This window comes from Curtobacterium sp. ME12 (assembly GCF_903970855.1).
Classification (GTDB): domain Bacteria; phylum Actinomycetota; class Actinomycetes; order Actinomycetales; family Microbacteriaceae; genus Curtobacterium; species Curtobacterium poinsettiae_A.
The window spans coordinates 1-17,883 of the sequence record NZ_CAJCKD010000011.1 but is presented as its reverse complement, the minus strand read 5'-3'; the positions used below and the strand labels follow the sequence as shown (position 1 = coordinate 17,883).

Sequence of the window (17,883 nt, the reverse complement as noted above, 5' to 3'; positions counted from 1 at the left end):
GCTGACGCCTCGCGCGGGCGCTGGCGACGCTAGTGGGAGAACGCGCCGGCGAGCCGGAGCGGGACGATAGTCTCCTCGTCGGTCATCGCCCCGTGCTGGCCGACCATGCGCTTCGGCGTCTCGTCCTCGCGCAGGGCACGGTCGTCGTTGAACGCCCACGAGCCACGCGCCACGACGAGCACGTCGCCGATCCGCGGCAGCACCTGGTCGGACACCTGCCCGAACCACCCGGCCTCGATCGCCTCGGCACGGCTGGCGACGTACGCCTTCTTGCCGTAGCGGGCCCGGAACGCGCCGACGAGGGCGCGGACGTCCGTGCCGGGTGCGACGGTGAGCTGGCGGCAGCGAGGGTCGCCCGCGACGCCGACCACGTCGGTGAGCAGTAGCGGGTCGATGGCGATGTTCGCGTGGTCCGGCACGTCGAGCACACCGTGGTCCGCCGTCACCAGGACCCCCACGTCGGCGGCGGTCCGGGCATCGAGGCGGACGAGTTCCCCGTCGAGCAGCTCGAGGGCAGCCGTCCACCGGTCGGACTGCCAGCCGTGCTTGTGTCCGATGGAGTCGAGCTCCGGCACGTACAGGTAGACGAGCGAGCGGCCGGTGGCGGTCTCGGCCAGTGCCGCGTCGATGCGCTGTGGGATCGTGTCCGCCGACACGTACCGTGCGCCGCCGAGCACGTTCGCGGTCATCCCGGACGAGCGGTACCGGTCCGGCCCGACGACGACGGGGTCGAGCCCGAGCTCCGCGGCCCGGGTGAACAGGGTCCGGGTCAGGAACCAGTCCGCGGGGACCTCGGTGTCCCAGCCGCCGAGCAGGTTCATCACGGCACCGGTGTCCGGGTTCCAGCCGCTGTAGCCGATGACGCCGTGCGTGCCGGGCGACCGGCCGGTGGTCAGGGTGCTCAGCGCGGCCGCGGTCGTGGTCGGGAACCCGCTCCGCAGCTTCTTCGCGGTGCCGGTGCCCTTCGCGCCGGTCAGCCAGCGGGCATGCCCGGCGCGGGCCGCCAGCGCGGCGGAACCGAGGCCGTCGACCAGCACGACGATCGCCGAGCGGGCGGGGCGGAGGGTGATCCGGGCCTCCAGGCCGTCGTTCCGCAACCACGCGTCGTCCGCAGCGCCGAGCGCCACGAGGCAACTCGGGAAGACGTCGGCGAGGTTCGCGACGGCGTCGGGGGCCGTCGGTACGCTTGTTCCCATCCCACGAGTCTCCCAGACGACTCCGGTTCTCCAGAAAGGTGCCATGGCACGCACGGACGTAGTCGGCCTGCCCGACGGTGAGCGCATCGAGGACGTCGACGTCTCCGAGGAGATGCAGGGCTCCTTCCTCGAGTACGCGTACTCCGTCATCTACTCGCGGGCGCTGCCCGACGCCCGCGACGGCCTGAAGCCGGTGCAGCGTCGCATCCTGTACCAGATGGCCGAGATGGGGCTGCGGCCCGATCGCGGACACGTCAAGAGCGCCCGCGTCACCGGCGAGGTGATGGGCAAGCTGCACCCGCACGGCGACGGCGCGATCTACGACGCGCTGGTGCGGATGGCCCAGCCGTTCACGATGCGCGTGCCGCTCGTCGACGGCCACGGCAACTTCGGCTCGCTCGACGACGGCCCCGCTGCCGCCCGGTACACCGAGGCCAGGCTCGCCGAACCGTCGATGGCGATGACCGAGGGCCTCGGCGAGGACGTCGTCGACTTCGTCCCGAACTACGACAACCAGATCATGCAGCCGGGCGTGCTGCCGGCGGCGTTCCCGAACCTGCTCGTCAACGGCGCCTCGGGCATCGCGGTCGGCATGGCGACGAACATGGCGCCGCACAACCTGGGCGAAGTGGTCGAGGCGGCGAAGCACCTGCTCATGAACCCGCAGGCCAGCCTCGAAGAGCTCATGGAGTTCGTGCCCGGCCCCGACCTGCCGTCCGGCGGCACGATCGTCGGGCTCTCCGGGGTCCGCGACGCCTACGCCACCGGCCGTGGTTCGTTCCGCACCCGCGCGAAGGTGAGCGTCGAGAACCTCACGCCGCGCAAGGTCGGGCTCGTCGTCACCGAGCTGCCGTACCTCGTCGGCCCCGAACGCGTCATCGAGAAGATCAAGGACGGCGTCCAGTCCAAGAAGCTCGTCGGCATCTCCGACGTCAACGACCTGACCGACCGCAACCACGGGCTCCGGCTCGTCATCGGCATCAAGAGCGGCTTCAACCCCACCGCCGTCCTCGAGCAGCTCTACAAGCACACCCCGCTCGAGGACGGCTTCGGCATCAACAACGTCGCCCTGGTCGGCGGGTCACCGCGCACCCTCGGGCTCCGTGAGCTGCTCGACGTCTACGTGCAGCACCGGCTCGACGTCGTCACCCGGCGGTCGCAGTACCGGCTGGCACGGCGCAAGGAACGGCTGCACCTGGTCGAGGGCCTGCTCATCGCGATCCTCGACATCGACGAGGTCATCCAGGTCATCCGCACCTCCGACGACTCCGAGGCGGCGCGCAACCGCCTGCGCGACGTCTTCGACCTGTCCGAGGTGCAGGCCGAGTACATCCTCGAGCTGCGCCTGCGCCGCCTGACGAAGTTCTCGCGGATGGAGCTCGAGGCCGAGCGCGACCAGCTGCTCGCCGACATCGCCGCCCTCGAAGAACTCCTGGCATCCGACGAGCGGCTCCGCGCGCAGGTCGCCCTCGAGCTGACCGAGGTGTCCGACAGGTTCGCGACCCCGCGCCGCACGCTGCTCACCGAGGCCGACGCCCCGGTCAAGGGCGGTCGGAAGGCCGCGGTCGACCCGGAGTCCCTGCAGATCGCCGACTCCCCCTGCCGCGTGCTGCTCTCGACCACCGGACGGCTCATCCGCGTCGACATCCCGACGTCGGAACTCGGCATCGTCCGCGTGCCGAAGCGCTCCAAGCACGACGCCGTCCGCTCCGCCGTGGTGAGCACGGTGCGGGGGCAGATCGGCGCGATCACCTCGACCGGTCGGGTCCTACGACTCTCCCCCGTCGACGTCCCCGCCGTGCCGCCCGCCGCGGTCCGGCTCGACGCCGGCGTCCGGGTCACCGACTTCCTGGCGCTCACCAAGGGCGAGACCGTCGTGGCGATCGTCGACCTGTCCGGCGCGTCGTCGGACTCGCTGGCGATCGGCACCGCGCAGGGCGTCGTCAAGCGCGTCGTCCCCGGCGTCTGGCCGGACAAGCCCGAATTCGTCGCGATCGGTCTGAAGCCCGGCGACCACGTGGTCGGTGCCGCGCAGGCGCCCGAGTCCGACGATCTCGTGTTCATCAGCTCGAACGCGCAGCTGCTGCGGTTCCCGGCGTCCGTCGTCCGCGCGCAGGGGCTGCCCGCCGGTGGAGTGGCCGGCATGGCCCTCGCCGACGGTGCCTCGGTGATCTGGTTCGGCTCGGTCGCACGATCCGACGACGCCGTGGTCGCCACGGTGTCCACCACCTCGACAGCCCTGCCCGGCACCGACGCCGGCCGTGCCAAGGTCTCCGCCCTGTCGGAGTTCCCGGCGAAGGGCCGTGCCACCCAGGGTGTCCGGGCGCACGCGTTCCTGAAGGGCGAGGACGGGCTCACCGTGGGATGGGCGGGCATCGCGCCGCCGCACGCCGTCGGCACGGACGGCGCCGCGCGGACCCTGCCCGACTGGCTGTCGAAGCGCGACGGGTCCGGCGCCCCGCTCGAGGCGGTCATCGGCTCGATCGGTGGCAGCGCCGCGACGCTCGACGGCACCGCAGGCGAGGCGTAGGCGCGCGCTGGCGTCCGCCACGTTCAGCGTCTGGCGCCACCTCACGCGCTCGGCACCCCGTGGCGCGTCGCCCCGCGCCTGAGAACGCAGACGACAGCGGCCAGGAGGCGCGGGACGGCACCGCCACGGGCCTCCGGTCCGCCGTCCCAGAAGCGACAGAACCCCGCCAACGGTCGGCGGGGTTCTGTCGCTCTTGCGGGATGGACCGCGTGCGTCGGCCGAGCGGTGTCGCTTCCGCCGCGCGCTACGCGTCGATGCGGTCGCGGTCCAGGCCGTCGCCCGCCAGGATGAACTCCTTGCGCGGTGCCACGTCGTTGCCCATGAGCAACTCGAACACCTTCGCCGCGCCCTCGGCATGGGTGACGTTGACCCGGCGCAGGGTGCGGTGCGCGCGGTCCATCGTGGTCTCGGCCAACTGGTCCGCGTCCATCTCGCCGAGGCCCTTGTACCGCTGGATCGGCTCCTGGTACTTCTTGCCCGTCTTCTCGAGCTTCTTCAGCACCGTCTGCAGCTCCTGTTCGGAGTACGTGTACAGCGTGTCGTTCGGCTTGCCGCGGTTCACCACGACGACCCGGTGCAGCGGTGGCACGGCGGCGAAGACGCGGCCCTGCTCGATCATCGGCCGCATGTACCGGAAGAACAGCGTCAGCAGCAGCGTGCGGATGTGGGCACCGTCGACGTCGGCGTCCGACATGATGATGATCTTCCCGTAGCGGGCCTGGTCGATGTCGAACGTGCGGCCGGAACCGGCGCCGATCACCTGGATGATCGACGCGCACTCGACGTTCGAGAGCATGTCCGACACGGACGCCTTCTGCACGTTGAGGATCTTGCCGCGGATCGGCAGCAGTGCCTGGTACTCGCTGTTGCGGGCGAGCTTCGCGGTGCCCAGCGCCGAGTCACCCTCGACGATGAAGAGCTCGGTGCCTTCGGTCTCCTGCGAGCGGCAGTCGGCGAGCTTCGTCGGCAGCGAGGAGTTCTCGAGCGCGTTCTTGCGGCGCTGCGTCTCCTTGTGGGCCCGCGCCGAGATGCGCGTCTTCATCTCGGACACGACCTTCTCGAGCAGGGCCGCCGACTGTGCCTTCTCGGTGCGCTGCGTCGAGGTGAGGATCTCGGTGATGCGCTTCGACACGACCTGGTCGACGATCTTCCGGACCGCCGGGGTGCCGAGGATCTCCTTCGTCTGCCCCTCGAACTGCGGCTCCGGCAACCGCACGGTCAGCACGGCGGTCATGCCGGCGAGGACGTCGTCCTTGTCGAGCTTGTCCTGCCCGACCTTGAGCTTGCGGGCGTTCGCCTCGACCTGGGCGCGGACCGCCTTGACGACGCCGGACTCGAACCCGGCCTGGTGGGTCCCGCCCTTCGGCGTCGCGATGATGTTGACGAAGCTGCGGAACACCGTCTCGTAGCCACTGCCCCAGCGGAGCGCCAGGTCGACCTCGCACTCGCGCTCGACCGAGGTGGAGACCATGTGGCCCTTGTCGTCGAGCATCGGCACGGTCTCGGTGAAGGTGCCGGTCCCCTGCACGCGCCAGACGTCGGTGAGGGGGCTGTCAACGGCGAGGTGCTCGACGAACTCACCGATCCCGCCCTCGTACCGGAAGCGCTCCACCACCGGCCCGGCGCCCACCGTGGTGCCCGTCGCCTCGGCCCGCGCGGCAGCGGCGTCGATCGACGCCGCGCGCTCGTCGGTGATGGTGATGCCGAGGCCGGGCACGAGGAACGCGGTCTGCCGTGCACGGGTGACCAGGTCGTCGGTGCTGAACCGGGCGTCGGCGGTGAAGATCTGGCGGTCCGCCCAGTAACGGATCCGGGAACCGGTGACGCCCTTCTTGACCTTGCCCACCACTCGCAGCTCGCTGCCCGAGGTGAAGGGCGCGAACGGAGCGTCCGGTCCGATGCCCGTGCTGTCGTCGAAGATGCCGGGCTCGCCGCGGTGGAACGACATGGCGTACGTCTTGCCGGCCCGGTCGACCTCGACGTCGAGGCGCTCCGACAGCGCGTTCACCACCGAGGCGCCGACGCCGTGCAGGCCGCCCGAGGCCGCGTACGACCCCGAACCGAACTTGCCGCCGGCGTGCAGCTTGGTGAACACGACCTCGACCCCGGTCAGACCGGTCTTCGGTTCGACGTCGACGGGGATGCCTCGCGCGGTGTCCCGGACCTCGACCGAGCCGTCGGCGTGCAGCACGACACCGATCTCGTCGCCGTGCCCCGCGAGGGCTTCGTCGACCGAGTTGTCGATGATCTCCCACAGGCAGTGCATGAGGCCCCGGGAGTCCGTCGAGCCGATGTACATGCCCGGCCGCTTCCGGACCGCCTCGAGCCCTTCGAGGACGGAGAGATGGCGTGCGGAGTAGTCGGAGCTCACCGTCGGAGTTTACCGAGCGGCACCGACAGCACCGTGTGGACACTCGCACTGGGGCCAAGCGATCCGCGCTGAGCGAAACAGGCCCCGACAATGCGTCGCTCTCAGGCATCACGTGTTGAAATGGTGCAACCACCCGGCACCACCTGCGATCCGTGAGGAGCACAGCAATGACCCAGACCGTGCAGGACCCCTCCATCGACGAAGTCAGCAACCACCAGCTGACCGCCGCCGACCGTTGCGACAGCTGCGGGGCGCAGGCCTACATCCGAGCCACCATGTCGAGCGGCGAGCTCTACTTCTGCGCCCACCACGGCGCCGAGTTCAAGGACAAGCTCGCGGCGACCGCCATCGAGTGGCACGACGAGAGCAGCCGACTCTACGAGTCGAAGTAGTCGCGACCGACACGAAGACGGGAGGCGCGGTGCCAGCTGGCACCGCGCCTCCCGTCTCTGCGTGGACGCGCTCGACGTCCACGGCGAACCGCCGTCAGGCGATGCGCTTGAACGCCTTGTCGACGTAGCGGTCGACCGTCGCGCGCGCTTCGCGTGCGTAGCGGTCGATGGTCGCCGTCTGCTCCGGGTCCGGCGCGTACTCGCGGCCCAGCCGTGCGGTGGCCGCGGCGAGGACACCGTCGGTCAGCTGCGGGTTGAGCGGCAGGATCGGACCCTGCGTGTGTGTGCCGAACGACGTGCCGACGATCGCACCCTCGACCGGGGCTCCCGCCTGGTTGCCGCCACCGGACACGACGTCGGCGAACGGGCTGACCCCGGCCGCGAGCTCGATCGTGGTGGCGTGGTCCTCGAAGCCGGCGAGACGCTTCGGTGCGCCGGGGAGCAGCGGGTACCGGGTCTCGAGGACGAAGTAGTTCACGCGGCGCTCGGCACCACGGACGGCTCGGGCGTCGAACACGCCGAAGCCCGCGACCGGCCCGCCCTCGGTCGGCACGACCTCGTTCGTCGCGAGGTCGAACCCACCGCCGACGGCGAGCACCGGCACACCATCGGTCGCGAACGCACGGAGCGCGCCGCCGATGCGGGTGACGTCGTCACCCAGGGAACGCATCGCGCTGAGCGGTCCGTTGCCGATCACGACGACGTCCGCCATGGTCGGAAGCTCGTCACCGGGCGCGTACTCGAGGACCTGGGTCTCGATGTCCGCGGCGGCCGCACGGCGGGCCAGGGCCGCGACGTTGCCACGGTCACCCGAGACGCCCATCTGCCGGGGGTAGACGTGCAGGATGGTCAGCCGGTCGGCCGTCATGCGGTCTTCTCCATGTCCGGGTGGCCCAGGGCCTTGCGGGCGATCATCATGATCTCGTAGTTGACGATGAAGTTCTTCGTCCCGCGGGTCGTCGAGCCGAGCTGCTCCATGTGCTTGATGGCTGCCTCGACGTCGGGCTCGACCCGGCCGATGCGGACACCGGCGTGCTCGAGCGCGATCGCGATCTGCCACGCCTTGTCCCCGGAGACGACGTCCACGTGGTCGAGCTTCGAGAAGTCGATGTCGTAGATCCAGGAGATGTCGGGCGTGCCCTCGTCGATCGCCATGAGGACCTGTTCGGGCTGGTCCGGCAGGGCGTCGAGGTTGAGCTGCAGGCTCGCGGCGTTCTTGAACATCGTGAACTCGGCGGACTCACCCGCGATCGGCAGACGCTCTCCGCGGCCGTAGGCGGGCTTCATCGTGCCGAAGGCCTTGGTCACGGCGTCGGCACGGAACTGCGCGCCGAGGGCCGCACTGGCCGTCGCGGTGGCCGCAGCGGCGTCGACCGCGTAGTGCAGGCCGCGGGCGGGCAGCCGGACCGGGATCTCGGCGCCGTCGAAGCGGATCGTCGCGCCGTCGCCAGTGTGGGCCACGACCTCGGCGTCGGCGGTGTGCTGGGCACGGTCACCGGCGTCGAACGAGTCGGCGTTCTGCAGGCCGTTCGGTGCCGCGGCGATGACCTCGTCGCTCGCACCGAACCGCAGGACGCGCTGCCCGGGGGTGCCGGAGTAGCCATCGAGGAACTGGTCGTCGTGGTTCGTGATGACGTTCGCCGTCGACAGTGCGGCGGTGTCGAGCATCATCGTCGCCACGCGCTCGGTCTCGAAGAACCGGTACAGCTGGTCGACCTGCACGTTGAGCATCGTCACCGTCGAGGGCGACAGGATGCCGGCTAGCTCGACCGCGAAGGCCTCGTCCACCTCGAGGATGCCGATGTCGGCCTTGAGCCGCCCGGTCAGCGACACCTCGGACAGCAGGGCCGACGCGATGCCCTGCGGCAGGTTCGCGCCGGACGGGTTCGTGAAGACCCGCAGCCCGTGCGCCCGGACGATGTCGGAGATCATGTGCGTCGTCGTCGACTTGCCGTTCGACCCGAGCACGAAGACGACGCCGTTCGGGAACTGCTTCGTCACGTGCTGCAGGAAGTCCGGCACGAGCTTCAGGACGATGTACCCGGGGTAGGCGGACCCGCCGCCCCTCGCGCGGGCGAGGGCACGGAGGATCCGCCCGATCAGGATCGGGATGAAGAAGCGCATGCCGGCTTACTCGAGGTAGTCGCGCAGCGACTGCGACCGCGACGGGTGGCGGAGCTTCGCCATCGTCTTGGACTCGATCTGACGGATGCGCTCGCGCGTCACGCCGAACGTGTCACCGATCTGGTCGAGGGTCTTCGGCTGGCCGTCACCGAGGCCGAAGCGCATGCGGATGACGCCCGCCTCGCGCTCGGACAGGGAGTCGAGCAGGCTCTCGAGCTGCTTCTGCAGCATCGTGAAGCCCACCGCGTCAGCCGGCACGACCGCCTCGGTGTCCTCGATGAGGTCACCGAACTCCGAGTCGCCGTCTTCACCCAGGGGCGTGTGCAGCGAGATCGGCTCGCGGCCGTACTTCTGGACCTCGACGACCTTCTCCGGGGTCATGTCGAGCTCGCGGGCGAGCTCTTCCGGAGTGGGTTCGCGACCGAGGTCCTGCAGCATCTGGCGCTGGACACGGGCGAGCTTGTTGATGACCTCGACCATGTGCACCGGGATGCGGATGGTGCGGGCCTGGTCGGCCATGGCACGGGTGATGGCCTGACGGATCCACCACGTCGCGTAGGTCGAGAACTTGAAGCCCTTCGTGTAGTCGAACTTCTCGACCGCACGGATCAGGCCCAGGTTGCCCTCCTGGATGAGGTCCAGGAACTGCATCCCACGACCGGTGTAGCGCTTCGCGAGCGAGACGACCAGGCGGAGGTTCGCGCCGAGCAGGTGCGACTTCGCACGCTGTCCGTCACGGGCGACCCAGCGCAGTTCGCGCTCGGCGGGCTTCGACAGCCCCGTCGCGTGCTGCAGCTTGTCCTCGGCGAACAGGCCGGCCTCGATGCGCATCGCGAGCTCGACCTCCTGCTCGGCGTTGAGCAGGGCGACCTTGCCGATCTGCTTGAGGTAGTCCTTCACCGGGTCGGCCGTGGCGCCCGTGATGGTCGTCGAGTAGACCGGCGCCTCGTCGTCGTCGGTCTGCGAGATGACGAGCGCACCGGCGGCGACCGCGGCAGCGGCGTCCGGCTTGGCCGTCTTGTCGTCGGTGTCGTCGGCCTCGTCGGTCGGCTCCTCGACGGGCTCGTCGGAGGCGATCGCCTCGTCGACGGCGTCGGTCTTCTTCGCCTTGGGTGCTGCCTTCTTGGCGGGCGCCTTCTTGGCGGGGGCCTTCGTGGCACGCTTCTTCGGCGCTGCGGTGCCCTCGGTGTCCGTGGCGTCCTCTGCCACGGCGCCCTCGGGCTCGGTGTCCTTCGTGGGATCGATCGTCGTGCTCCGGGCAGCCATGCGATCACCTCTCTCGTCGTGCCACGTTCGTGGGGTCGTGGCCTCCCTCGCCGCCCAGGTCCCGCGCCGCAGTCCCCCGCGTCGTACGAGTCCTACCGTTCCGGGCAGCACTAGGACCCATGTCAAGTCCCCCGAGTTCACCGGCGCACCGAAGTGTTCCGACAGACAGGGGGCCCGAACGGGTCCGTGATCATTATTGCACGTGCCGCTTCCGCAGGCGTGCAACGAGTGCAACCCAGAGCGGCCCGACGCGTATTCCCTCTTCCGAGTGCAGCACCCGGCGGGTCCGACGGCGCGCGTGCAGCAGCATCCCGACGCCCAGACCGACCACGACGTACTGCACGGTGAGGGCGATCCGGAAGTTCTCCCAGGCGAACACCTCGGTGCCCGACGCCCGCGCAGCAACGTCGAGGAGGACGCCGATCAGGTACATCATCACGAAGGCCGCCAGGAACCCGCCGACGTTCACGACGCCGTTCGCCGAGCCGAGCGAGCCGACCGGGTTGAAGGACCGGGCGAAGTCGAAGCCGATCAGGGAACCGGGCCCGCCGATCCCCATCGCGACGACGAGCAGCACGAGCAGCCACGTCGGCGGGTGCCCGGGCCAGAGCAGGATCGCCGTCCAGAGCACCGCGAGCAGGACGACGACGCCGAGCACCAGGTTCGACCGGCGCATCGGGAACCGCGCGCAGAGCACGCCGAGCACCGGACCGGCGACGAACCCGACGACCACGATGATCGTGAGGAAGCCCGCCGCCTCACCCGGGGAGTACCCGAGCCCCCGGAGCATCGGGACACCCCACAGCAGCGAGAACACCGTGCCCGACGACTGCGTGACGTAGTGCGACCAGAACCCGAGCTGCGTGCCCGGGCGCCGGAGCGCGTGCCCGAAGGTGCGGAACGCGGCGCCCCACGAGTGCGGCAGCGGGATCGTGTCCGTCCGCACCGGCACGGGACCGTTCCGCACGAAGACCGCTGCGAGCACCATGCCCACGGCGCTGGCAGCGGCCGCGACGCCGAACGCCGGCGTCCAGCCCACCGTGTGCAGGAGCACCGCGAACGGGAACGCCGACAGGATCTGGCCGATCTGCCCGAGGTTGCCCGTCCACTGCGAGATCTGCGGGAGGATCCGGCCGCTGAACCACATCGGCACCAGACGGATGACCGAGATGAAGGTCATCGCGTCACCGGCACCGACGAGCACCCGCCCCGCGATGGCCGGCCCGATGGACGGGGACACCGCGACGATCGCCTGTCCGACGACCAGCAGCGCGGCGCCGAGGAGCACCAGCCGGCGCGGGCCCACGCGGTCGAGGGCGATCCCCACCGGGATCTGGAGCCCCGCGTAGACGGCGATCTGCACCACGGCCAGGGTGGACAGGACCGCGGCGGAGACGGCGAACCGGTCCTGCGCGTCGACTCCGGAGACCCCGAGGGAGGACCGCTGCACCACGGCGAGGACGTACGCGAGGACCGCGACGCCCCAGATCAGGAAGGCACGACGGGAGTTCACCGGACCAGGCTACCGACGCCTCCCCGCGTCGATGCGCGACGAGCGTCGTCGACGCGCGCCACGTCGTGCGGGCGACCAGGGGACGGCCTGGAGGCGCGGTGCGGGGCCGCCACGGGCCTCCAGGCCGCCCTGGGGGACGTCCGGACCCCGCGACGGTCAGTCGGTCGCGTCGCCCTGGGTGCGTCGGTCGGCGAGGAAGCGCTCGAGCTCGGCCGCGATCGAGTCGGCGGTCGGCACCTCGCCGTCCACGCCCGTGAGCGGCGACGCGACGGGGTTGCCCTCCATGTACGTGTCGTGCCGCTCCTCGAGCACGGACACCAGGCGCTGCAGCTCGGGGTTCCCGGCCACCTGCTCCTCGACGCGGGCGAGGAACTCGCGACCCGACTCGCGCAGGGCGTCCGTCGGGAAGATGAGCCCGGTCGCGGCGGCGATGCCGGAGAGCGCCGCGACGGCGGCGTCGGGGAACTCGGTGTCGGACAGGTAGTGCGGCACGAGCAGCACGAGCCCGGTGACCTGCGCGCCCGTCTCGGCGAGGCGGTGCTCGACCAGGTGCAGGACGTTCGCCGGCGCCTGGGTCTCGGGCTTCCAGACGCTCATCTGCTCGACCAGGTCGGCCCGGGTGCCGGAGACGGTGAGGCCGATCGGACGGGTGTGCGGGACCGGCATCGGGATGGACTGCACCCACGTGGTGTCGGCCACCTGCAGGTCGGCGGCGAGCCCGGTGACGGCGCGGACGAAGCGGTTCCACTGGAAGTCCGGCTCGTAGCCCGACAGGAACAGGAACGGCTGGCCGATCTCGTCGCGCACCAGGTGCAGCGCCAACCGTGGCGGCTCGACGGCGCTGATGTGGTCGTGCTCGAAGGTGATGACCGGGCGACGGGCCCGCCAGTCGAGCAGCACGTCGGGGTCGAACTCGGCGACGAGCTCGGTGTCGAGGTCCTCGAGGACGGAGTTCGTCACCTGCGCGACCGCCGATCCGGCATCGGCGAAGCCGGTCAGCCCGGCGATCAGGTGCAACCCTGCTGGCACGGTCGGGGCGTCCGCGTCGAACGTGTAGAGCTCCTCGGGGTGGTTCACCGTCCCCATGCTAGGCGGGGCCTCCGACGTCACCGGTGCGCGACGACCACGCCGACAGCGAACAGGCCGTCGGTAGGGTTGGAGCATGGTCCGACCGACGCTCTCCACCACCAGTTCACCACCCGAGGCCACCACCGCCGACGTGCTCGTCGTCGGGGTCCGTCCGGGCTCGTCCGGCGAGGCCGACAGCACCGCCGTGCTCGCTCCCACCGCCCTGGGCGCGCTCGACGCCCTCGCCGGCCTCGACCTCGCCGCGATCGGGGTCACCGGCGCGAAGGACCAGCTCGTCCGCCTGCCCGCCACCGGCGTCGGTGCGAAGTCGGTCGCGCTGATCGGGCTCGGGTCCGCCACGGGTGCCGCGGCGATCCGTGCTGCGGCCGGCAGCGCCGTCCGCCAGCTCCCCCGGGTCGACTCGATCACGCTCGCCCTGCCCACCGACTCGGCCGAGCTCGTCGACGCCGCCCTCGAGGGCGCGGCGCTCGGTGCGTACGCCTTCACCCGGCACAAGGGCGCCGGCACCAAGGCCCCGGCCCGCGGCGACCAGCGCATCGAGGTCGTCGCACCCGCGGACGTCGCCGCCGACGCCGCCGTGCGTCCCGCCATCGTCGCCGACGCCGCGTCGCTCGTGCGCGACCTCGTGAACACCGCCGCGGGCGACCTCGGGCCGCAGGACGTCGCCGACGTCGCGAGCGGGTTCGCCTCCGACCTGCCGCTGACCGTCGAGGTCCTCGACGAGCAGGCGCTCGAGGAGCAGGGCTTCGGCGGCATCCTCGGCGTCGGCCGTGGTTCGGCGCGTCCCCCGCGCCTGGTCGTCGTCCGGTACTCGCCGGAGTCCGCCACGAAGCACCTCGCCCTCGTGGGCAAGGGCATCACCTTCGACTCGGGCGGCCTCTCGCTCAAGCCGGCGGCGTCGATGCTCGGCATGAAGACCGACATGACCGGTGCCGCCACGGTGCTCGCCGCGACCGTCGCCGCCGCCCGCCTGGGCCTCGACGTGCGCGTGACCGCGTGGCTCGCCCTCGCCGAGAACATGCCCTCCGGCACCGCGACCCGCCCGGGCGACGTCCTGACGCTGAAGAACGGCACCACGGTCGAGGTCACGAACACCGATGCCGAGGGCCGCCTGGTGCTCGGCGACGGGATGGCCGCCGCGTCGCTCGAGCAGCCCGACGCGCTCGTCGACGTCGCCACGCTGACCGGTGCCCAGGTCGTCGCGCTCGGCGACCGCACCACCGGCCTGATGGGCAGCGACGACCTCGTCGCGAAGGTCCGCGCCGTCGCCGAGGGCGTCGCGGAGCCGATCTGGCCGATGCCGCTGCCCGAGGAACTCGAGGCCCGGCTGTCCAGCGACGTCGCCGACATCGTCAACGCCACGGTGGGCAACCCGGCCGGCGGCATGCTGCTCGCGGGCAAGTTCCTCGAGCGCTTCGCCGGCGAGGGTGTCCCCTGGGCGCACCTCGACATCGCGGGTCCGTCGGAGAACAAGGGCGGCGGGTACGCCTGGTTGGGCAAGGGTGCGACGGGCGTGATGGTCCGGACGCTCATCGCTCTCGCAGAAGACCTCCAGTCCGAGTAGTAGGTTTGGTACCGGTGGGATCGGCGCACCGACGCGCCTCCCACCGGTACTGCACGGGACGGGACCGGAACCACGCGGTCCGACCGTCGGACGCCGCCCTCCGCGGTGTCCACGTAGGGCCCGATCGGCCCGACACGCACGAGGGAGTTGCACCAGGTGACGGAACAGACTTACGACGTCGTTGTCCTCGGTGGCGGGAGTGGTGGGTACGCCGCTGCGCTCCGGGCCGCCGAACTCGGCATGAGCGTCGCGCTCATCGAGGGCGACAAGCTCGGAGGGACGTGTCTGCACCGCGGCTGCATCCCGACCAAGGCGCTGCTGCACGCCGCGGAGATCGCCGACGGCACGCGTGACGCCGAGAAGTACGGTGTGATCGCTGAGTTCGCCGGGGTCGACGTGCCCAAGGTGATCGACTACCAGCAGGGCGTCATCAACTCCAAGTACAAGGGCCTGCAGGGCCTGATCAAGGCCCGCGGCATCACCGTGGTCGAGGGCTGGGGTCGTCTGACCTCCCAGAACACCGTGCAGGTCGGCGACCAGACCGTCACCGGCAAGAACATCGTGCTCGCGACCGGCTCCTACTCGAAGTCCCTGCCCGGGCTCGAGATCGGCGGCCGCGTGATCACCAGCGAGACCGCGCTCCGCATGGACTACGTCCCGAACAAGGTCGTCATCCTGGGCGGCGGCGTCATCGGCGTCGAGTTCGCCAGCGTCTGGAAGTCCTTCGGGGCCGAGGTCACCATCGTCGAGGGCCTGCCGCACCTGGTCCCCGCCGAGGACGAGTCGATGTCGAAGCAGCTGGAGCGCGCGTTCCGCAAGCGCGGCATCGAGTTCTCGCTCGGTGTCCGGTTCCAGGGTGTCGAGCAGCACGAGAACGGCGTCGTCGTCACGCTGGAGGACGGCAAGACCTTCGACGGGGACGTCCTGCTCGTCGCCGTCGGCCGTGGCCCGGTCACGCAGAACGTCGGCTACGACGAGGTCGGTGTGGCGATGGACCGCGGGTTCGTCACCACGAACGAGCGTCTCGCCACCAACATTCCGAACGTCTACGCCGTCGGCGACATCGTCCCCGGCCTGCAGCTCGCGCACCGCGGCTTCCAGCAGGGCATCTTCGTCGCCGAGGAGATCGCCGGCCTCAACCCGGTGGTCATCGAGGACAAGAACATCCCGAAGATCACCTACTCCGACCCCGAGGTCGCGTCGGTCGGGCTCTCGCAGGCCAAGGCCGAAGAGCAGTACGGCGCCGACAAGGTCGACTCGTACGAGTACAACCTGGCCGGCAACGGCAAGAGCCACATCATCGGGACCTCCGGTTCCGTCAAGGTCGTGCGCGTCGTGGACGGACCCGTCGTCGGCGTCAGCATGATCGGTGCCCGCGTCGGCGAGCTCATCGGCGAAGCCCAGCTCGCCGTGAACTGGGAGGCCTACCCCGAGGACATCGCTCCCCTGGTGCACGGTCACCCGACCCAGAACGAAGCCCTCGGCGAGGCGTTCCTGCACCTCGCGGGCAAGCCGCTGCACGCGCTGTGACCGGCACCGGTCAGCGCGCTGTGACAACCACACCAACAACCACTGCAATCCCCCGCGAAGAGGAGTCCACCCGATGAGCGAATCCGTCAACCTCCCGGCGCTCGGCGAGAGCGTCACCGAGGGCACGGTGACCCGATGGCTGAAGAACGTCGGTGACCGGGTCGAGGTCGACGAGCCGCTGCTCGAGGTCTCGACCGACAAGGTCGACACCGAGATCCCGTCGCCGATCGCCGGCGTCGTCGAGGAGATCCTCGTGCCGGAGGACGAGACCGTCGAGGTCGGCACCGCCCTCGTGAAGATCGGTGACGGCTCCGGCTCGTCGGACGGCGGTTCGGACTCGTCCGACTCCGGCGCCGACGACATGAACGCCGCCGCTGCCGACGCCGAGGAGCCCGAGGCCGCTCCGAGCACGGAGCAGGAGGCCGAGACCCCCGCGCCCGAGCCCACGGAGCCCGAGCCCGCTCCCGCCGGTCAGACGCAGCCCGCCGCCCCGCAGGCACCGTCCGCCCCGCCCGCGGCAGCGCCGGTCCCGGCCGCCGCGCCGGTCCCGCCGCCCGCAGCCGCTCCGCCGGCAGCCGTGCCGGCCCAGGCCGCTCCGGCAGCCGCGCCGGCTCCGGCTTCCGCGCCGAGCGCCACCGCCGCCGCCGCGGTGCCGAACCCCACGCAGGACGGCGCGGCCTCCGGCTACGTCACCCCGCTGGTGCGCAAGCTCGCCAACGAGCAGGGAGTCGACCTGTCCACGGTCACGGGTTCCGGTGTCGGGGGGCGCATCCGCAAGGAGGACGTCCTCGCCGCCGCTGCGAAGGCCCCGGCCGCCCCGGCTGCAGCAGCACCCGCCACCGCGTCCGGCCCGTTCGTCGCCGAGGTCTCGCCGCTGCGCGGAACCCGCGAGAAGATGACCCGCCTGCGCAAGGTGGTGGCCGAGCGTGCCGTGCAGTCGATGACCTCGACCGCGCAGCTCACGAGCGTCGTCGAGGTCGACGTCACGAAGGTGGCGCAGTTCCGCGACGCGCACAAGGCGGAGTTCCTCGAGAAGACCGGCTCGAAGCTCTCCTTCATGCCGTTCTTCGCCCTCGCGGCGTCCGAGGCGCTCAAGGCCCACCCGAAGATCAACTCCACGGTCGAGGGCGACGAGATCGTCTACCCGGAGACCGAGAACGTCTCCATCGCGGTGGACACCGAGCGCGGCCTGCTGACCCCGGTCATCAAGGACGCGGCCTCGCTGGACCTGGCGCAGTTCTCGAAGTCCATCGCGGACCTCGCCGAGCGCACCCGGAACAACCAGCTGAAGCCCGACGAGCTGGCCGGCGGCACGTTCACGCTGACCAACACCGGTTCGCGTGGCGCGCTGTTCGACACCCCCGTGGTGTTCCTGCCGCAGTCGGCGATCCTCGGCACCGGCATCGTCACGAAGCGCCCGGCGGTCGTGAAGGTCGACGGCCAGGAGGCCATCGCCATCCGCTCGTTCGTCTACCTGGCACTGTCGTACGACCACCGGATCATCGACGGCGCGGACGCCTCGCGGTACCTCGTCGCGGTGAAGAACCGTCTCGAAGAGGGCAACTTCGCCCCGAACCTCGGGTACTGATCCCAGCAGCACGGCCGACGGCCCCGGTTCCCCTCGTGGGAGCCGGGGCCGTTCCCGTTCCGGGGGCGACGTCATCCACCGCGTCACCCGCCGCGTCACCCATCGCGTCACCCCCCGCCGAGCAGGGTCAGGGCGGCGACCACCGACCCGACGGCGACGACGAGCCCCACGAGCACACGGCGGAGCGGGAGTCGTCGATCGGCTCCGAGCGGGACCCCGTGCTCGACCACGTCGCGGAGACGCTCGAGCAGTCCCTCCTGCCCGTCCGGTGTCGGCGGTTCGGCGAACACGAGGTCGCTCGGCACAGGGGTCCAGCGGAACGGCCGGGGCGCGGCGGCGGCACGGACGACGTCGAGCGCTGCTCGTGCGCTCGGCCCGTCACCGTCGAGGGCGTCCTGCAACGCTCCGAGCACCGGGGCCTGGGCAGGGTCGGCCGGGTCGACACGGTCCCACACGGTCCGAGCCGCGAGCACGAGGGTCCGGGTCGCATCCGCCGGGTGCGCGGGGCGCGGCGGGGTCGTCGCGTCGGTTTCAACGGTCGGGTTCGTCGCGCTCGTCGGGCGGTCGCAGAGCACGACGGCACCGGGGAGGGCGGGAGAGAGTCGCGGGGGGCAAGAGAGGCCGGGGCCGTGTTCAAGTCTGAGCGTGGGGGATCGCAGTGAACCGACAGACAAACAGAAGTCGAGATCTCCGTGTGATGCACCGCGGAGTCCACAGCAG

General features: G+C 71.0%; 13 protein-coding genes. 5 read left to right on the top strand and 8 right to left on the bottom strand.

Annotated features, from left to right (window positions below):
- Window positions 1–29: 29 nt before the first annotated feature.
- On the bottom strand, window positions 30–1,196 hold the full coding sequence (locus H7A73_RS07480) for an alkaline phosphatase family protein (RefSeq protein ID WP_182065356.1): 1,167 nt from the start codon (window positions 1,194–1,196) through the stop codon (window positions 30–32).
- A gap of 43 nt (window positions 1,197–1,239) precedes the next feature.
- Between H7A73_RS07480 and H7A73_RS07475 the strand changes: the two genes are divergently transcribed.
- Window positions 1,240–3,726 (top strand): DNA topoisomerase (ATP-hydrolyzing) subunit A, encoded by a 2,487-nt coding sequence (locus H7A73_RS07475; RefSeq protein ID WP_182065355.1) that lies wholly within the window; start codon window positions 1,240–1,242, stop codon window positions 3,724–3,726.
- A gap of 244 nt (window positions 3,727–3,970) precedes the next feature.
- On the opposite strand, the gene H7A73_RS07470 is transcribed toward H7A73_RS07475, so the two are convergent.
- On the bottom strand, window positions 3,971–6,097 hold the full coding sequence (locus tag H7A73_RS07470; protein WP_182065354.1) for a type IIA DNA topoisomerase subunit B: 2,127 nt from the start codon (window positions 6,095–6,097) through the stop codon (window positions 3,971–3,973).
- A gap of 167 nt (window positions 6,098–6,264) precedes the next feature.
- Between H7A73_RS07470 and H7A73_RS07465 the strand changes: the two genes are divergently transcribed.
- Window positions 6,265–6,489 (top strand): hypothetical protein, encoded by a 225-nt coding sequence (locus H7A73_RS07465; RefSeq protein WP_017886093.1) that lies wholly within the window; start codon window positions 6,265–6,267, stop codon window positions 6,487–6,489.
- 94 nt (window positions 6,490–6,583) lie between these two features.
- Here the strand turns inward: H7A73_RS07465 and H7A73_RS07460 are convergent, their stop codons facing one another.
- The 5 genes from H7A73_RS07460 to H7A73_RS07440 all read right to left on the bottom strand — a co-directional run bounded on the left by H7A73_RS07460 (window position 6,584) and on the right by H7A73_RS07440 (window position 12,478).
- Window positions 6,584–7,357: a type 1 glutamine amidotransferase gene (locus H7A73_RS07460; RefSeq protein WP_182065353.1), complete on the bottom strand. Its 774-nt coding sequence runs from the start codon at window positions 7,355–7,357 to the stop codon at window positions 6,584–6,586.
- The gene (locus tag H7A73_RS07455) at window positions 7,354–8,613 is read right to left on the bottom strand and encodes a MurT ligase domain-containing protein (RefSeq protein ID WP_176708723.1); all 1,260 of its coding nucleotides are present in this window, start codon (window positions 8,611–8,613) and stop codon (window positions 7,354–7,356) included. Before H7A73_RS07455 ends, H7A73_RS07460 begins: the two co-directional genes overlap by 4 nt.
- A 6-nt stretch (window positions 8,614–8,619) precedes the next feature.
- Window positions 8,620–9,879 (bottom strand): RNA polymerase sigma factor, encoded by a 1,260-nt coding sequence (locus H7A73_RS07450; protein WP_027465462.1) that lies wholly within the window; start codon window positions 9,877–9,879, stop codon window positions 8,620–8,622.
- Window positions 9,880–10,072: 193 nt separating this feature from the next.
- The gene (locus H7A73_RS07445; RefSeq protein ID WP_182065352.1) at window positions 10,073–11,392 is read right to left on the bottom strand and encodes an MFS transporter; all 1,320 of its coding nucleotides are present in this window, start codon (window positions 11,390–11,392) and stop codon (window positions 10,073–10,075) included.
- Window positions 11,393–11,548: 156 nt separating this feature from the next.
- Entirely contained in the window at window positions 11,549–12,478 is a 930-nt protein-coding gene (locus tag H7A73_RS07440; RefSeq protein ID WP_182065351.1) for a proteasome assembly chaperone family protein, read from the bottom strand.
- A 76-nt stretch (window positions 12,479–12,554) separates the two neighbouring features.
- Between H7A73_RS07440 and H7A73_RS07435 the strand changes: the two genes are divergently transcribed.
- The 3 genes from H7A73_RS07435 to sucB all read left to right on the top strand — a co-directional run bounded on the left by H7A73_RS07435 (window position 12,555) and on the right by sucB (window position 17,163).
- Window positions 12,555–14,045, top strand: a complete 1,491-nt coding sequence (locus H7A73_RS07435) for a leucyl aminopeptidase (protein ID WP_182065350.1) — start codon at window positions 12,555–12,557, stop codon at window positions 14,043–14,045.
- Window positions 14,046–14,201: 156 nt separating this feature from the next.
- Entirely contained in the window at window positions 14,202–15,575 is a 1,374-nt protein-coding gene (gene lpdA, locus H7A73_RS07430; protein WP_027465458.1) for a dihydrolipoyl dehydrogenase, read from the top strand.
- 73 nt (window positions 15,576–15,648) lie between these two features.
- Window positions 15,649–17,163: a 2-oxoglutarate dehydrogenase, E2 component, dihydrolipoamide succinyltransferase gene (gene sucB / locus H7A73_RS07425; protein WP_182065349.1), complete on the top strand. Its 1,515-nt coding sequence runs from the start codon at window positions 15,649–15,651 to the stop codon at window positions 17,161–17,163.
- 107 nt (window positions 17,164–17,270) lie between these two features.
- Here sucB and H7A73_RS07420 read toward each other — a convergent pair whose 3' ends face one another.
- Window positions 17,271–17,738, bottom strand: a complete 468-nt coding sequence (locus H7A73_RS07420; protein ID WP_182065348.1) for a hypothetical protein — start codon at window positions 17,736–17,738, stop codon at window positions 17,271–17,273.
- Between the last annotated feature and the right edge of the window lie 145 nt (window positions 17,739–17,883).